At 45.5% G+C, this 15,426-nt stretch carries 17 protein-coding genes and 1 pseudogene; 13 read left to right on the plus strand and 5 right to left on the minus strand.

All coding sequences use genetic code 11. The annotated features are described in order from the left end of the window. Positions 1–345 precede the first annotated feature (345 nt). Positions 346–1,089 (plus strand): twin-arginine translocase subunit TatC, encoded by a 744-nt coding sequence (gene tatC, locus QUB13_RS21760; protein ID WP_333384736.1) that lies wholly within the window; start codon positions 346–348, stop codon positions 1,087–1,089. A 168-nt stretch (positions 1,090–1,257) separates the two neighbouring features. On the opposite strand, the gene QUB13_RS21765 is transcribed toward tatC, so the two are convergent. Next, a complete protein-coding gene (locus QUB13_RS21765) occupies positions 1,258–1,566 on the minus strand; it encodes a carbon dioxide-concentrating mechanism protein CcmK (protein ID WP_106149684.1) in 309 nt (102 codons plus the stop codon). Positions 1,567–1,933: 367 nt separating this feature from the next. Continuing rightward, complete coding sequence (locus tag QUB13_RS21770; protein WP_194009313.1) at positions 1,934–2,251, minus strand: DUF3067 family protein; 318 nt, start codon at positions 2,249–2,251, stop codon at positions 1,934–1,936. A gap of 206 nt (positions 2,252–2,457) precedes the next feature. Here QUB13_RS21770 and petC point away from each other — a divergent pair, with 206 nt between their 5' ends. The 6 genes and pseudogenes from petC to QUB13_RS21800 all read left to right on the plus strand — a co-directional run bounded on the left by petC (position 2,458) and on the right by QUB13_RS21800 (position 7,361). Then, on the plus strand, positions 2,458–3,000 hold the full coding sequence (gene petC / locus QUB13_RS21775) for a cytochrome b6-f complex iron-sulfur subunit (RefSeq protein ID WP_333088026.1): 543 nt from the start codon (positions 2,458–2,460) through the stop codon (positions 2,998–3,000). Between the two features lie 158 nt (positions 3,001–3,158). Beyond that, positions 3,159–4,148, plus strand: a complete 990-nt coding sequence (gene petA / locus QUB13_RS21780) for a cytochrome f (RefSeq protein ID WP_333384654.1) — start codon at positions 3,159–3,161, stop codon at positions 4,146–4,148. A gap of 313 nt (positions 4,149–4,461) precedes the next feature. After that, positions 4,462–5,313 carry an alpha/beta fold hydrolase gene (locus QUB13_RS21785; protein ID WP_333384657.1) on the plus strand — a complete coding sequence of 284 codons (852 nt, stop codon included), beginning with the start codon at positions 4,462–4,464 and terminating at the stop codon, positions 5,311–5,313. 58 nt (positions 5,314–5,371) lie between these two features. Then, positions 5,372–5,845 (plus strand): annotated as a pseudogene (psbQ, locus tag QUB13_RS21790) (photosystem II protein PsbQ); the annotation flags it as partial. A gap of 141 nt (positions 5,846–5,986) precedes the next feature. Continuing rightward, positions 5,987–7,039, plus strand: coding sequence for an NAD(P)/FAD-dependent oxidoreductase (locus QUB13_RS21795; protein ID WP_333384660.1), 1,053 nt, complete (start codon positions 5,987–5,989; stop codon positions 7,037–7,039). 172 nt (positions 7,040–7,211) lie between these two features. Further along, positions 7,212–7,361: a hypothetical protein gene (locus QUB13_RS21800; RefSeq protein ID WP_333384665.1), complete on the plus strand. Its 150-nt coding sequence runs from the start codon at positions 7,212–7,214 to the stop codon at positions 7,359–7,361. Positions 7,362–7,368: 7 nt separating this feature from the next. Here the strand turns inward: QUB13_RS21800 and QUB13_RS21805 are convergent, their stop codons facing one another. Then, positions 7,369–7,524 (minus strand): hypothetical protein, encoded by a 156-nt coding sequence (locus QUB13_RS21805; RefSeq protein WP_333384669.1) that lies wholly within the window; start codon positions 7,522–7,524, stop codon positions 7,369–7,371. A 28-nt stretch (positions 7,525–7,552) separates the two neighbouring features. Between QUB13_RS21805 and QUB13_RS21810 the strand changes: the two genes are divergently transcribed. From QUB13_RS21810 to QUB13_RS21820, 3 genes are all read left to right on the plus strand, one after another. Continuing rightward, positions 7,553–8,383 (plus strand): HEAT repeat domain-containing protein, encoded by an 831-nt coding sequence (locus QUB13_RS21810; protein WP_333384672.1) that lies wholly within the window; start codon positions 7,553–7,555, stop codon positions 8,381–8,383. A 396-nt stretch (positions 8,384–8,779) separates the two neighbouring features. Next, a complete protein-coding gene (locus tag QUB13_RS21815; RefSeq protein ID WP_333384674.1) occupies positions 8,780–10,585 on the plus strand; it encodes a hypothetical protein in 1,806 nt (601 codons plus the stop codon). 174 nt (positions 10,586–10,759) lie between these two features. Then, positions 10,760–11,386 (plus strand): HEAT repeat domain-containing protein, encoded by a 627-nt coding sequence (locus QUB13_RS21820; protein ID WP_333088043.1) that lies wholly within the window; start codon positions 10,760–10,762, stop codon positions 11,384–11,386. Here QUB13_RS21820 and QUB13_RS21825 read toward each other — a convergent pair. Together QUB13_RS21825 and QUB13_RS21830 are read right to left on the minus strand one after the other, a co-directional pair. Then, positions 11,375–11,668: a DUF2103 domain-containing protein gene (locus QUB13_RS21825; protein WP_333384677.1), complete on the minus strand. Its 294-nt coding sequence runs from the start codon at positions 11,666–11,668 to the stop codon at positions 11,375–11,377. The two genes, QUB13_RS21820 and QUB13_RS21825, sit on opposite strands and share 12 nt — an antisense overlap. Positions 11,669–11,768: 100 nt before the next feature. Continuing rightward, positions 11,769–12,239, minus strand: coding sequence for a response regulator (locus QUB13_RS21830; protein WP_333384680.1), 471 nt, complete (start codon positions 12,237–12,239; stop codon positions 11,769–11,771). A 355-nt stretch (positions 12,240–12,594) separates the two neighbouring features. Between QUB13_RS21830 and QUB13_RS21835 the strand changes: the two genes are divergently transcribed. The 3 genes from QUB13_RS21835 to QUB13_RS21845 all read left to right on the plus strand — a co-directional run bounded on the left by QUB13_RS21835 (position 12,595) and on the right by QUB13_RS21845 (position 14,999). After that, the gene (locus tag QUB13_RS21835; RefSeq protein WP_333384683.1) at positions 12,595–12,732 is read left to right on the plus strand and encodes a hypothetical protein; all 138 of its coding nucleotides are present in this window, start codon (positions 12,595–12,597) and stop codon (positions 12,730–12,732) included. Between the two features lie 51 nt (positions 12,733–12,783). Continuing rightward, positions 12,784–14,481 (plus strand): SulP family inorganic anion transporter, encoded by a 1,698-nt coding sequence (locus QUB13_RS21840; protein WP_333384686.1) that lies wholly within the window; start codon positions 12,784–12,786, stop codon positions 14,479–14,481. A 191-nt stretch (positions 14,482–14,672) separates the two neighbouring features. Continuing rightward, positions 14,673–14,999: an antibiotic biosynthesis monooxygenase gene (locus QUB13_RS21845; protein ID WP_194009324.1), complete on the plus strand. Its 327-nt coding sequence runs from the start codon at positions 14,673–14,675 to the stop codon at positions 14,997–14,999. Positions 15,000–15,426 lie beyond the last annotated feature (427 nt).

Below are 15,426 nucleotides of genomic sequence, written 5' to 3' on the forward strand. Positions count from 1 at the left end.
TTAGAAGGTGAAAAAGTTAGCCCGGAAAATAGTATTGCACCAATCGCCGATGATTCGGTAGATGTTAGTAAATTAGAAGGTGAAAAAGTTAGCCCGGAAAATAGTATTGCACCAATCGCCGATGATTCGGTAGATGTTAGTAAATTAGACGGTGAAAAAGTTAGCCCGGAAAATAGTATTGCACCAATCGCCGATGATTCGGTAGATGTTAGTAAATTAGACGGTGAAAAAGTTAGCCCGGAAAATAGCATTGCACCAATCGCCGATGATTCGGTAGATGTTAGTAAATTAGAAGGCGAAGAAGTTAGCCCGGAAAATAGCATTGCACCAATCGCCGACAGTTCTATGGGTTCCCGTAACCTAGAAAATGAATATCTCGACGAACTTCCCGACGAAGTTGAGATGTCTTTGTTCGACCATTTAGAAGAATTGCGGCTGCGAATTTTTTACTCGCTAATTGCAGTAGTAATCGGTGTTATTGGTTGTTTTTTAACAGTTAAACCGATCGTACAATTGCTAGAAGTACCCGCCGGGCCCGTCAAGTTTTTGCAACTAGCTCCCGGCGAGTATTTCTTTGTTTCTATCGAAGTGGCGGGATATAGCGGTTTGCTAATTGCAAGTCCGTTTATTTTTTACCAGATAGCGCTGTTTGTACTCCCCGGCTTGACTCGCAAAGAACGTCGGTTGCTAGGGCCCGTGTTTTTGGGATCGAGTTTCTTATTTTTGGGCGGGTTAGTATTTGCTTATATTGCTCTGATTCCGGCGGCGCTCAACTTTTTTGTTAGCTACGGGGCGGATGTTGTAGAGCAGTTGTGGTCGATCGACAAATACTTTAAATTTGTGCTCTTGTTAATGTTCAGCACCGGCTTAGCTTTTCAAATCCCGATCGTTTTAGTATTGCTGGGCGTTTTGAATATTGTTTCGTCCAAGCAAATGCTATCGGGCTGGCGCTATGTAGTGTTGGGAGCGGCTATTTTGGGAGCGGTGTTAACGCCTTCTACGGATCCTTTAACGCAAAGTCTTTTGGGAGGTGCGGTGCTGGCTTTGTATTTTGGCGGTGTTGGTTTTGTGAAGCTTTTGGGGCGGTGAGGGCTGGAAAGTTTCTGGTTTTTGAGCTGGGGGCGGGTTGTACGGAAAATATTTCTCGCTCATAAATGCGATCGACTCGCCATTAAAAAAATATAGAGATGCGATCGCCCGCGCCTCTATAATTACTAAAAGTTAAAACTCCACACCAAAGTTTTGTCAAAACTTTGTCTACATTCGGAACTGTTCGACTTCAGGTGTGTAGCCGATCGGCAAAATATAATCGAGATTCTCGTGGGGACGAGCAATGATGTGATACGATAGCAACTTTCCGCCATCGACCTTTTTAACTGATTCAATTCCAGCAGCAACGGCTGCTTGCACTTCAGAGATATCTCCTCTAACTATAATTGTCCAGTAAGCACGGGTTATCTTTTCATAGCGAACTAAAGTAACTCGGGCTGCTTTGACCATTGAGTCTGCAACTTCTACGGCGGCGGGAAATCCTAAGACTTCAACCATTCCAACTGCAACACCCATTACAACATTCTCCTAAATTTCACAAGATATCTGAGGTTCATTGTATGTGAAAGTGTTGACAGAAAATGGTTCGGATGATTTTGGTCGGCTAGAAACCCCGATCGCCAAAAAAGCCGAGGCTGGCGAGCTCTAGAAGCGATCGCGCCGAAAGATGGTTCTGATTTAACTCGCAGCATCTGTGTTTTGCTTTAACGCCGTGGGATCCGCGAGCGAACTGTATAATATTTCGGAGCGGAGACAGCACTACCCAAAAAATGCTTTGCGACAAAAATAAAAATGAAATGCTCCCTTTAGCTGGATTTGATATGACTGACAACACACAACTGACAACAGTCAACTGACAACAGTCAACTGACTAAGGACTGATTCAAAACTCGTCAAGCAACCACTCCGAGGCTCTTTCGCCCAAATCCAGGGGGATGCTGACAGCTTTGCCCAAGCGCGGGCGATCGCGAGTAGTCACAATGTATTCTCTCACCTGTGCCGTGCTGCCCCAGCCGTTGAGGTAATTCGCCACCGCGTCCAAATGCTCGAAATAATCAGCCTCCGTCATCGGAAAAGACGCTTGTTCCAAATATTTCCACATCACCTGCACAAAAATCTTGCCCCGCGTCCGCCGCAATCTGATATCGTAAGACTTTCCCCATTTTTCTAGGAGTAGCTGGTGTAAATCCTTGCCCGTCATGGTTGCTCCTGAGTGAATCTCTTAAACAATAAAAGACAAAGTTCAAAAAATGTAATAATACTCTAATAAAGGCTGGAAGGCGCATTATTCAAAGGAATTTTCGCTGCCTGAAGTTGGTGCGAGCAGATGGGCTGCGACTACGCCAGTTGTCTGCACGTACAAATTCCCTAACAAACAAACGTAACTTAAAACCGTAAAGGCAGGTCATGGCTCAATCTTCTGCTGGAAATCCCGATGTCCCCGATATGGGGCGTCGCCAATTTATGAATTTGTTGACGTTCGGTACAGTCACAGGTGTGGCACTGGGCGCACTCTATCCCGTTGTCCAATATTTTGTTCCTCCGTCGAGTGGGGCTGCAGGTGGCGGAGTCACTGCTAAAGACGCCTTGGGTAACGACATCATCGTTAGCGAATATTTGGCTTCCCACCCAGCGGGCGATCGTACCTTGGCCCAAGGCCTCAAAGGCGACCCCACTTATCTGGTGGTGGAAGAAGACTTATCTCTGGCCGATTACGGCATCAATGCAGTCTGCACTCACTTGGGTTGCGTCGTGCCTTGGAATGTTAGCGAAAACAAGTTTATCTGTCCTTGCCACGGTTCTCAATACAACAGTGAGGGCAAAGTGGTACGCGGCCCCGCGCCTTTGTCTCTGGCCCTGGCCCACGCCACTGTCGCAGATGACAAGATTGCTTTTACCACTTGGAAAGAAACTGATTTCCGCACCGGCGAAGAACCTTGGTGGTCTTAAACAATTTTGGATTTTAGATTTTAGATTTTAGATTGGGGTCAGCGGTGAAAATCAAAGATAATTTCATCCCTAAAACAGTCTAATAATCCCAAATCCAAAATTCAAAATTCAAAATCTAAAATTCACGCATTGTCTGACCTTTGAGATTGAATACTCTAATGCCACAAACTAATTTATCTGCGATAGTTCGCCGCAGTGTCGAGACGATCGCCAAAACTGCCTTAATTGCGATCGTCGCCGCCGGATTTTTTCTCACCAGCGACATCGCACTTCCCCAAGCAGCATTTGCTTACCCTTTCTGGGCCCAGGAAACAGCACCCGCTACTCCCCGTGAAGCCACCGGTCGCATTGTTTGCGCTAACTGTCACCTAGGTGCAAAACCGACAGAAGTTGAAGTACCACAATCTGTTTTGCCTGACACAGTTTTTGAAGCTATTGTCAAAATTCCCTACGATGCTAACGTGCAGCAAGTTGTCGGTGACGGCAGCAAAGGCGGCTTGAACGTAGGCGCAGTTGTGATGTTGCCCGAAGGTTTCAAGATTGCTCCCGCTGACAGAATTCCCGAAGAAATGAAGGAAAAAGTCGGCGATCTTTACTTCCAACCTTACAGCGAAACCCAAGAAAATATTATTTTAGTGGGCCCGCTGCCTGGTGAACAATACAAAGAATTGGTATTCCCAGTTTTGTCGCCAAATCCCGCAACTGACAAGTCCGTTCACTACGGCAAATACCTAATTTATGTCGGCGGCAACCGCGGTCGCGGTCAGGTTTATCCTACAGGCGCTAAGAGCAACAATACTGTTTATAATGCTTCGGTAGCTGGCAGCATTTCTAAAATCACCACACCTGAAGATGGTGGTTATGAAGTGACAATCCAACCAGCAGAAGGTGCAGCGGTTGTTGATACAATTCCTGCTGGCCCAGAACTGATTGTTACCGAAGGACAAACAGTGGCAGCCGGCGAACTTTTGACGAACAATCCTAATGTGGGCGGCTTCGGTCAAAAAGATGTGGAAATTGTGCTGCAAAGTGCAGGTCGAGTTAAAGGATTGATGGCTTTTGTGGCTATAACCATGCTGGCTCAAATCATGCTGGTTCTCAAGAAGAAACAGGTCGAAAAAGTTCAAGCTGCTGAAATGAATTTCTAAGCGGGACTTTAATTATTTGGGTAAGGTACTCTCTCATTAGTGTCAACAACTAGGTCTTATGTAGTCACAGACTGCTGTCGGACGATTCAGGCCTAGATCCCCCCTAGCCCCCCTTAAGAAGGGGGGAACAAGAGTCTTCTCAAAGTCCCCCTTCTTAAGGGGGATTTAGGGGGATCGAAACTTCGATACAAACCTGAGATCCAAAAGTTTTTAGGCGATTGTTGATACTAATGGTGCTTTGTACACACCCAACTATTAGGTAAGTAGGGCGGGGAATACCCGCCTTATTCTTTGATAAATAATCAGTAAAATAATGTCAATAGATGAGAAAACAGTTGAAGTAGGCCCGCTAAAATGGTTTTATCGGGAAACAAATCCGGTTAACGAAAGTGATAAGCCGCCGGTGCTGCTGCTGCACGGTTTGCCGTCCCAAAGCTTTACCTGGACTGTAATCATGCCGGATTTAGCTGCTGGGGGATTTCGAGCGCTAGCGCCGGATTGGGTGGGCTACGGGCGATCGACCAAACCGGACAAACGCGACTTTGCTTACACTCCAGATGCTTTTGTAACCGCCCTGGCTGGCTTTATTAAAACTCTAGAAATAGACCGATTTTCCCTCGTAGTCCAAGGATTTTTAGCTTCGGCGGGCATTCAATACGCTTTGCAAAATCCAGATAAAATAGAACGTTTAGCGATCGTAAATACACCAGTTTCCGCCGATATCAAATTGCCTTGGAAAATGCAGCAGTTGGGACTGCCTTTTATTGGCGACATGATGACGCAAGACCCGCTTTTGGTAGACAGAACCCTCGAAGGCGGTTGTCGCAAAATCATATCAGACAGCGATTTAGATGTTTACCGCCGCCCGTTTTTGAAGAGTTCGGATGCGGGGCGATCGCTAATGAATACAGTCCGCAACATTCAATTACCGCAGTCAATGGCAGAAATTGAATCCGGCTTGCAAGGATGGACGCGCCCAACTTTATTTGTGTGGGGTTTGACCGATCCTTGGTTGAGTGTTGAACCCGCTCAAAAATTAGTCAGTTCCATGAAAAATGCCGAGTTAGTCACACTAGAACAAGCGGGGCACTATCCCCAAGAACATTGGTCGGAAAAAGTTGGCGAAGCTCTGATAACTTTTCTGCGACGTCAGGAGGTAAAATAATATTTTGTACCTAACTCTCGGTGCCTAGGGTCGGTGTCCCCGTGCCCGCCGGCAACGAGAAATCACAAATCAAAAATCAAAAATCGATATGACTCGTCCCCGTTCATTTTTTGCCTTGATGATGGCGTTTATGATGGCATTTCTGGTTAGTTGCAGCAGTGTCGAAGCCAAAGTTCCGACGACTTACACAGCAGCCCAGATCCAGCAAATTCAGCGCTATGCTCCTACCCTGACAGAATTCCGATCGCGCATGGATAACCTAGGGAACCTAATTCAAAACAGAAATTGGATTGATACCATAACTTACATTCACGGGCCTCTAGGCGACTTGCGTAACACCATGAGAGCCGTCTCAGCCACTTTGTTACCCAAATCTCAACAACAAGCTGTTGATTTGACAAAGAGTTTGTTTGCTGATTTGGTAAACATTGACAGCGCTGCTAAAGCGAATGACAATGCGAAAGTTATCGCTAGTTATCAAACAGCGGTGAATCATTTCGAGAATTTCTTGCAGCTAATTCCTCAAGACTAATTACTTGAGTTTTTAGGTGCGCGCTGCACACCGAGATGGTGCGTGCAGTTATTGTAGGGTGTGCAGTGCGCGCCCTACGAAAAAATTATATAAATTCTCAAGTCTAAAATCTAAAATCTAAAATCTAAAATCTAAAATTGAATGGTTCGCGTTGCAATTATTGGTTGCGGTATTATCGGGGCATCGATCGCCTTTGAACTAAGTAAATTCCCCGAACTAAAAGTCACAGTATTCGACAAACAACCGCCGGCACTGGGTTCTACAGGTGCGGCCCTCGGCGTTTTGATGGGAGTTATCAGTCACAAAACTAAGGGTAGAAATTGGCAGTTGAGGGAAAGCAGCCTTCAGCGCTACGAAACTTTAATTCCTGAATTAGAAGCAGTTACTGGGCGAAAAATTCCGTTTAACAAACAGGGAATTTTGATGCTTTGTGCGGAGGGAGAGGATTTAAGTAAATGGGAAAAACTAGCAGCAATTCGCGAATCTCAAGGTTGGAAATTAGAACTTTGGAATGTGCAACAAGTGCGCGATCGCAATCCTCACTTATCTGTCAACAATAACATAATTGCTGGGATTTATTCGCCGCAAGACCGGCAAGTCGATCCGACGGCGCTAACTTTGGCTTTGGTGGATGCTGCTGAACGCAATGGCGTAATTTTTAAGTTTGGAGTGGAAGTTGAAGGGGCCGCGATTGCTGCTAGTGGCGAGTTCGATCGACTAATTATATCCGCTGGCTTAGGTTCTGCGACAGTCACTGCATCCTTAAATCAATTAATTGACATTCGCCCGGTGTTGGGACAAGCGCTGCATTTGCGGTTAAAAAATCCGTTAGGAAACCCAGATTTTCGGCCCGTAATTACTTGCGACGACGTTCACATTGTACCTTTGGCAAATCAAGAATTTTGGGTGGGGGCGACGGTGGAGTTTCCTGAAAATGGCGGGGAAATTGAGGCGAATGCTGATATGTTGGAAGAAGTGATGGCGAGGGCGATCGCACTTTGTCCCGCCTTAGCCGAAGCTGAAATCCTCAGAAAATGGTCGGGATTGCGCCCGCGCCCGGAAAAACGACCGGCCCCAATTATCGAGACGCTTCCGGGTAACAGCCACGTTCTGATCGCCAGCGGCCACTACCGCAACGGTGTTCTGCTGGCCCCTGCAACCGCGCGATCGATCCGAGAAGCAATTTTGCAATAATTAACAAATGTTAATACAATCAATAAAGCCATTTATATCTTGTCCGGTCAATTGATCTATCGTTCGTAGTGCGGACTAAAGTCCGTTCCCGGATTGCGGACTAAAGTCCGCACTACGAACCGTTTTTGTTAGAATCATCAATGGGACATGATATCATATATTATCTTAAAAAATGTCCGACAAACCTTTAGGAAAACCCCGCTCCTTGTGGCGAGTAATTTTGCTTTATGCAGTCAGTTTACTGCTATATTACGGATGGTACAAATGGATTATCCAAGAAGAATTGCGCCGCTATAACGGCAGCGGTTGGACGATTCCCTAGGGGATAGCTACCCTTCGGGAACGCGATCGCGATCGCCGCGCATGGGGGTTTCCCCTACAAGAATCACACAACTGATGAACGAACTGCTATAGTTCTTTTGCCCTGATTGTGGAATGTTGGGTTTTACCTTTTTTTGAATTAGCCAACAGTCTTTTGAAATCATTCCCTAGTTTTCTTAATAACTAACGATTATGAATTATGACGAATCCGACTCACCGGCGGGTGTAGCTGACGGCGAGTCTTTAACAGTAGAACAGGCGATCGCAAATTTGCACTCCCCAGATTACAGTCTCCGCTATTATGCTGCTTGGTGGATTGGCAGATTTCGAGTCAAAGAACCGGCGGCGATCGCAGCTCTTATTGATGCTTTGCAGGAAGAATCAGAACAAACAAAAATAGGCGATTATTCCCTATTGCGAAATGCGGCGCGGGCGCTGGGTAAATTGGGCGACAAACAAGCCTTACCGGCGCTGATTCGGTGTTTGGAATGTGCCGATTATTACGTGCGGGAAGCGGCGGCTCAAGCTCTAGAAATGCTGGGCGATCGCGATTCCATTCCGTCGCTGATGAAACTCTTAGATGGGGGCGTAGCTGGAGCCGTGCGAGTGGCTGGTAAATCGCATCTGGTGCAGCCTTACGACTCGGTAATTGAAGCTTTGGGTACGCTGCGAGCGACAGAAGCTATACCGCTAATTGCACCTTTTTTAGAGCATTCTGTGGAGCGGGTGCAGTACGCTGCGGCGCGGGCGATGTATCAGTTGACTGGCGATCCGGTTTACGGAGATCTATTGGTGACAGCTTTGAATGGGGATAATTTGCAGTTGCGGCGATCGGCTTTGATGGACTTGGGGGCGATCGGCTATTTGCCGTCAGCGCCAGCTATTGCTGAAACTTTAGCAGAAAATAGCATGAAATTGATCGCCCTGAAAGGAGTTTTGGAGCATCACCTCAATCAACAAGAATCTCTATCTTTGTCCGATGAAGCTATCCAAGTTATGAACTTAATGGATAGTTTACTTTAACAAAAATTAGTTCGCAACTGCAATAGGATTGCTTTAGCGATTCTCAATTGTCTGCCATATATTCAGGACACAGCACATTCAGGAAACATCACTGCTGTTTCCCTAGCGCATATCTGTATTTCAGGCAATTGAGAACTATTTGAGCGGTTTTAGCCTGGTGAATCAGCGGCTGATGGTTTGATGGAATGAGGAAGGAGACTTTCGGCAATAATTTTGCTCAAATTTCCGTAATAATACTGATATTAGTAGCTTGATTTGGCAAAATAACTCGTGTTAAAATCACCTTACCATCTGGAGCGCTCCTCAGTTAAAAAAGTTTTGGTTTTGACAATAGCGCTCGCGGAATGCTGGGAGATGGTTGTGTAGTGGCTAGAAGTATCAATCGGGGGATTCACCATGAGCAACGACGATTTGGAAGTCCAGGTGCAACATTTTGCCGCGCTTAAGTCCAAGTATCAAGCAACAAAATATGAAGATTCATCTCCCTCTAGTCTTCTGTATCTCATTCTGCAAAGAGCTGATTTAGAATTTGAAATTAGTAAGTTTGAGGGGAAGTGGTTACGAAAGCATCAGCTTTTGGAAACAAGAAAAGCTATCGAGCAAGAGCAACAACGTAAGGCTGAAAGACGAAAAAAACTCGATGCTAAATTTTCTCAACTCAAGTCTAAGTTTCAAGCAATCAAAGGGCTGCCCGTATCCAGTCCTTTGTATCCTATCCTTTGGAAACTTGACTCGGAAAATCATCTAACTCCCTTAGAAGTTAACTATCTGCAAGAAGAGGGGCTGACTAAAACAATTGGTATCGCTGAAGATATGGCGCGATTTGCTGGACTAAAGGCTAAGTACCAAGCCACAAAATATCAAGAGTCATTGCCTGAAAGTCGTCTTTATCACATTTTGAAGGAACTAGAAGCTGAAAAACCGTTAAATGATTCAGAGGTTAAATGGCTTAAGAAACAAGAACTCTTTGAAACCCTGGGAATTTTTCAAGAAAAAGAAGCTATAAGAGAAGCTGAGTTTGCCAAAATAAAAGAGAAGTACCAAGCAACTAAACACCCAGAAACATCTGTCTCTAGTCAGTTGTATCCCATCCTTAAAAATCTTGAGGTAGATCAGCAGTTGAGTGAGTCAGAACTTAACTGGCTAGAAGAGAATCAACTTAGCGAAACGCTTAGCATTGTTTTGGAGATTGAACAAAAACGACATTTTTGCGAACTGAAAGTTAAGTATAAAGCTACTACTTATGAGGATTCATCCCTCTCTAGCCATCTTTATAAAGTTCTCAAAAAAATTGATTTAGAAAGTCAGCTAGGTGAGCAGGATATTAATTTTCTAAAAAAGCGTAATTTGAGTGAGACAATTACTATTGCGCTTGACAAATATGCTGCTACTCTCAAGTCCAAAATTCAATCTGGAGATCATTTAAGTGAGGCTGATTTTGATTGGCTGAAACAGAATGGACGTGAGGATGTAATTACCTTTGCCCAAGAGAAGGAATTTGCGGCTCTCAAGGTCAAGTATCGGATTATAGATCATAATTTTCCCTTCGATCCGTTTTACGCAATCATGGTAAAATTGGAGAGAGAAGAACGTCTAGATCCTGTGTTAGTTGTTCAGTTAATACAACAGAAACTTTTATCTAATCATGGAATGATTGTTATGGCCTACCACAGGCTTGAAGCGCTTTTCTATGATCGCGAATATGAGCGCACTGGAGATAAATGGAACTTGCCCAACGCCAGCAGTCATTGGCGCAAGGCAGGTGAACCGGAAAGTGCATTGAAGGTGACAGAAAATCTGGACTTCGATCAAATCAAAGAAAATAAGCTCAAGTCAGCTTTGTTAACAACGAGGGGCGGTGCTTTCCGAGATATTGATAAATTAGATGATGCACAAAAGTGCGCGCTAAAAGCTATTGAGTATCAGCCTCAGAGTCATCATCCTTACACTTTGATGGGAGCTATTTGTTATGAGCGGGGTCAATATTCACAGGGCGATGATTGGTTTAACAAGGCAATTAAACGCGGTGCTGAATCAGAAGATATAGATTCCGAACTCAAGCGGGTTGTCAAAAATGCTAAGGATGAGAAGCGTCGGGAAGTTGTGGAATATCTGCTGACAAAAAATCCGCAGCGCTATGCTTGGGCTAAGGCTTATAGGAAGCGCGAAGGCGGTGAGGATGCACAGCGCAAGAATTCCTAGCGCAGGTATGGAGTCGAGTTTTTGGCGGATTCGACTCTTTAACCAAGATTGTCATATTTCGAGTATGGTAAGCTTTCCAAGTCGATCGCCGCGCCTCACCGACGCTGCAAAAAGTTCGATCGCGCGATCGACCCAACCTACAATTACAATGATCACGGTAGAGCTTACAAATCAATGGCATTAGAACTAATTCGCGCAGTCGAACAAGCAGATTCTTCCGAAGGCTTGTTAAACGCAGTCAAAGCACTGGCGGAGGCTCCTTCCAAAGAAGCAATTCCTACCTTAATTACAGTCCTCGGCTACAACAACCCCGGCGCCGCAGTTGCCGCCGTTGACGGGCTGATTCAACTCGGAGAACCCGCCGTACTCCCGCTTCTAGAACAGCTTGACGGCTACAATTACGGAGCGAGGGCTTGGGCTGTTCGAGCTTTGGCGGGAATTGGCGACCCCAGAGGTTTAGAGATTTTGCTCGATGCTGCGGCGAATGACTTTGCTTTGAGCGTGCGGCGGGCGGCGGCTAGGGGTTTGGGGACGATTTGCTGGGAACTTATGCCCGCAGAACAAGTTTTAGATGCTCAAATTCGCGCAGTGAAAACCCTGCTGCAAGCGTCCCGAGACCCGGAATGGGTGGTTCGCTACGCAGCAGCGGGGGCTTTGCAAGCTTTGGCGGTTGCTGCGACTGTTCAACCGGATTGGTTAACGGAAGTTTTGGCCCAACTTGAGGAAATTGCCCAAAGCGATGAAACTTTAGCAGTTAGAGCTCGCGCAGTGCTTGCTAAGAAAAAATTGTCACCTGGCTAGGGTTTGGGCGATCATCTCTTCCAAGTCCCCTTGACTGAGAGTGGTTAATATAAAGACTTCTTGTACGGTTTTGCCCTGTCTGGCAATGATTTTAAATCCCCCCCGGATGGGTACTGACACTCTTAATGTCATGCGGGGGATGTGTCCTTTAACTTTGTTGATGACCCCTGGCGTAACAGTTTGAATGCCTATTTTTAGGGTGAGGCGCTCTAAAATTGGTATCAAACCGGGAAGGTGGGTAGAGTGATTCCAAACTAGGCGGCCTTTAGATTGTGGGTTCATGACTTTTGTACCAAATTCAACATACCCAGTCTAAGTCACCTCTGGCTGGAACCAATTTGAAATTCCCTCAACTTATGTATCAAGAACGTTACAGTGCCTGTCATTGAGAGCAAAGCGACGCCATCTCCAGCCGATATTTTTGATTCCGGGCGCCCAAGCTGAGATTTTCTTTACCAGAATTGTCCTGTACTTTTTGATGTTTTGGGTTGGTAATTTTCGGTTTTTCTAGTTGAGTTGCGATCGCCCGGAACATTTCTGTGGCGCTGCAAGGTTTCTTGAGGTAGCCGTCGGCTTTGAGTTCGATCGCTTTTTCTATTTCTGAACCCGTCATAAAAATAAACGGAATGCTGGCGGTTGCAGGGTGCGATCGCAAAATCGCAAAAACTTCCAAACCGTTGAGTTCCGGCATCATCACATCAGACAAGATTAAATCGGGAATTTGGGCGATCGCTAACTGGATACCGACTTGTCCGTTTTCTGCGCCTACAGCTTCAAAACCGTGCAATTGCAGGAGTTCTATAACGGTTTCTCTGAGAAACTTATTGTCTTCAATTACTAATATTTTTGGCATTTATTTTAGCTGCGTCTCTACATTGTTTGTCTTTATACCTTATAATTTTGGCAGGTAACTTTTGAAAACTCAATAGGGTTATTGCAAAAAACCGCTTTTTTCGGGCCGCTTTTTATGGAAAGTGCGATCGCAGGCACCGACAATAATAGTATTAATCAACAGTCAGTGTTCATCACAAACCTCAACAATCTGACGCTTTTTAGTGCAGTGTCGCATCTGATAAAAGAGTTATATACAGCAATCAAACTCTGCCAATCACGGCTTCGGTTCATACACTTTATCTGTCTAGAGCTTGCTGTACGATCGCATAAGCGTTAAGCTATCTGCAAGACTTTGAAGATACATAGATATTCCAATGGCATTTAAGCCCAGTTACTTCAAAGCTGACTTTTTCAAAATTTTGTCTAACCCCGTGCGGATTCAAATCCTGGATGCCTTGCGGCTGGGGAAAAAAAGCATCAATTACATTGCCGAGTCGATCGAGGTGGAATGAAAACGACTTGTTGCATCAATTCATAAATTGTGAGTAGAAAATTAATTGAATATGCGGACACTACTTTTAAATACTCTCGATAACGTTCAAAGTTTCCGCTTGGGTTACTTGTTCCGTAACTGGCGTGGCGATTTGACAGGTGGACTAACAGCGGCAGTGGTAGCACTGCCTTTGGCGCTGGCTTTTGCAGTGGCGAGTGGAGTGGAACCGAAAGCCGGACTCTACACCGCAATTGTGGCGGGGATTGTAGCGGCAATCTTTGGTGGTTCACCCGTTCAGATTACCGGCCCTACCGGGGCAATGGCAGTCGTTCTAGTGGGAATTGTCGCCAAGTACGGCATCGAAAAGGTTTGGATTGCTGGGGTAATGGCCGGGATTATCCAAGTTGCCTTGGGGATTGCCAAACTCGGACGGCTGGTGAAGTTTATTCCCTATCCGGTGACGGCGGGCTTTACTAATGGCATCGCCGTGATTATTTTTTGTGGTCAGCTTAATAATTTCTTTGGCTTGCAACTGCCACGCAGCGAACATTTTCTACCTGGATTGTGGGAAAGTGCGACCCATATAGAAGGTGGAAATTGGGCAGCGGTGGGGTTGGCAATGGTGGTCATTACCACAAAATTGCTTTGGCCTCGGATTAATACTACGATACCGGGTTCTTTGGTGGGGTTAATCCTAGCGACTGCTGTCGCGTCTTTTTTTCACCTCCACGTCCCCACTATCGGCTCGATTCCCCAATCGTTACCGGTGCCGCAAGGTATTCCCCACTGGACTGATTTTCGTCTGCTGCGAGAGCTAATTAATCCTGCCTTGGCACTGGCTGCATTGGGGAGTATTGAGTCGTTGCTGTCGGCGGTGGTGGCTGATGGTATGACAGTCAGCGAGAAACACAATAGTGACAGGGAACTCATCGGTCAAGGGTTGGCGAATATCATAGTGCCGTTTTTTGGAGGAATTCCGGCGACGGGGGCGATCGCTCGTACTGCTGTCAATGTGCGTGCTGGTGGCCAAACTCGACTTTCTGGCGTGATTCACGGTCTTGCTTTAGCGATTATTGTCTTGACTTTAGCTCCCCTCGCGGCACAAATTCCCCTAGCGGCCTTGGCTGGCATTCTGATGGTGGTTAGCCTGCGGATGATTGAGTGGGAAGCGATCGGCTTGCTGATGCGTGCCACATACTCCGACTTTGGTGTGATGATTCTTACCTGGCTAGTTACCATCTGCTTTGACTTAGTTCTAGCCGTAGAAGTCGGATTAATTGCAGCGGGTGCTTTGTTCATCAAGCGGATGAGCGAGTTGAGCCTGGCCAAAATTCCCGAAACCGAAGTTTTTCCTCCTGGTGTTCCCCTGGAGTTAAGCAAACAAATTGCTGTTTATCGGGTAGATGGGCCTGTATTTTTTGGTGCCGCCGAACGGTTTGTAACCTTCCTGCGGGATGAACCAGAAGTGAAGTTTCTGATTTTGCGGCTGCGGTTTGTACCGAATATGGACACCACTGGGTTAGTCGCCCTCGAAGACATCTACCAGGATCTGAAACGCCACGATTGCCGCTTAATTCTCACGGGTTTGCAGCCGGAAGTTCAACAACTCCTAGAGCGATCGGGAATCTTGGCAAAAATTGGGTTGTCAAATTGTTTTGAAACGACGACGGAAGCAATTTTTTCCATCACTCCTGCGATTGAAAAATCCGCTCAACCTGTAGCTATAACGTCTGAACAAAAAGAGTTGGTTGCCCCAAAAGAAGATTGATACAGTTTATTTAATAGAGATTCCAGCCGCCTGACTCAAAAAGTTTCTATTTGAGTCGGGCGGCTACTTAGAATAAGGTCTCATAAATCCGCCGCTTTGGTTAAGCGAGACTAAAAACTGTGCAGTTCACAAAATTACGGCGATCGGGTAAAATATAACCTGGTGTATAGCGATTTATTCAGGAACAGGATATGTCAGAATTTTTAGACTTTCTCCGACATCAGTTTGCCTACGTTGCCCTTGGCGAATTTAAACCAGGAAAATTCAAAGAAGCAGAAGAACTTTTTGAAAAAGCCGTTGCAACTTATGCTACTGGTTTTAAGGGAGCGTACCTGCTGCAATTGCCCAATACAGACAAAGGTATTGCAATCATTTTTTGGGAAAGTGTAGAAGAGATGGCAGCAAATCAAAGCGAAGCATATCAGGAAATATTGAAGCAGATGACTCCTTTGTTCGCCAAAATTCCCGACACAGATATTTACGAAATAGTTAGTGAAATTAAGCCGAAAAGTGCATGATTAAAAATTAGGCAACCGGCGCGTCATTCCCATTTTCATCTGCATTTTTCGCCCTACTCCGCTGTCAAGTCCAAAATCTGCTAAATTATTAATTTGCTTGATATTAACCGGATCAATATAGCGGTTATCAAGCATTGTGAGGTAGGCCCTATGCCCTATGCCCTATGCCGCATAGTACCTCATATGAGAGCACAGAAAGGCTATATAGAAATTAGAGTCGATCTTATGTAGGAAAACGGGCCGACCGCATCCGGCGGGGAGCTATGCAAATAAAAAATTATTTGTCTAATACCATTTTTGTAAAGATGTGCTATTGATGAAGTCTTAGCCCTCCCGAACTCGCGGGGGCTAATATCTAGCGCTACTTTATGAAATTTGTCTAACATTAATCATTGTAGCAAGACTTATTCACATTTGCATTACATCT

The sequence above is a fragment of the Microcoleus sp. B4-D4 genome (genome assembly GCF_036705185.1).
Lineage (GTDB): Bacteria > Cyanobacteriota > Cyanobacteriia > Cyanobacteriales > Microcoleaceae > Microcoleus.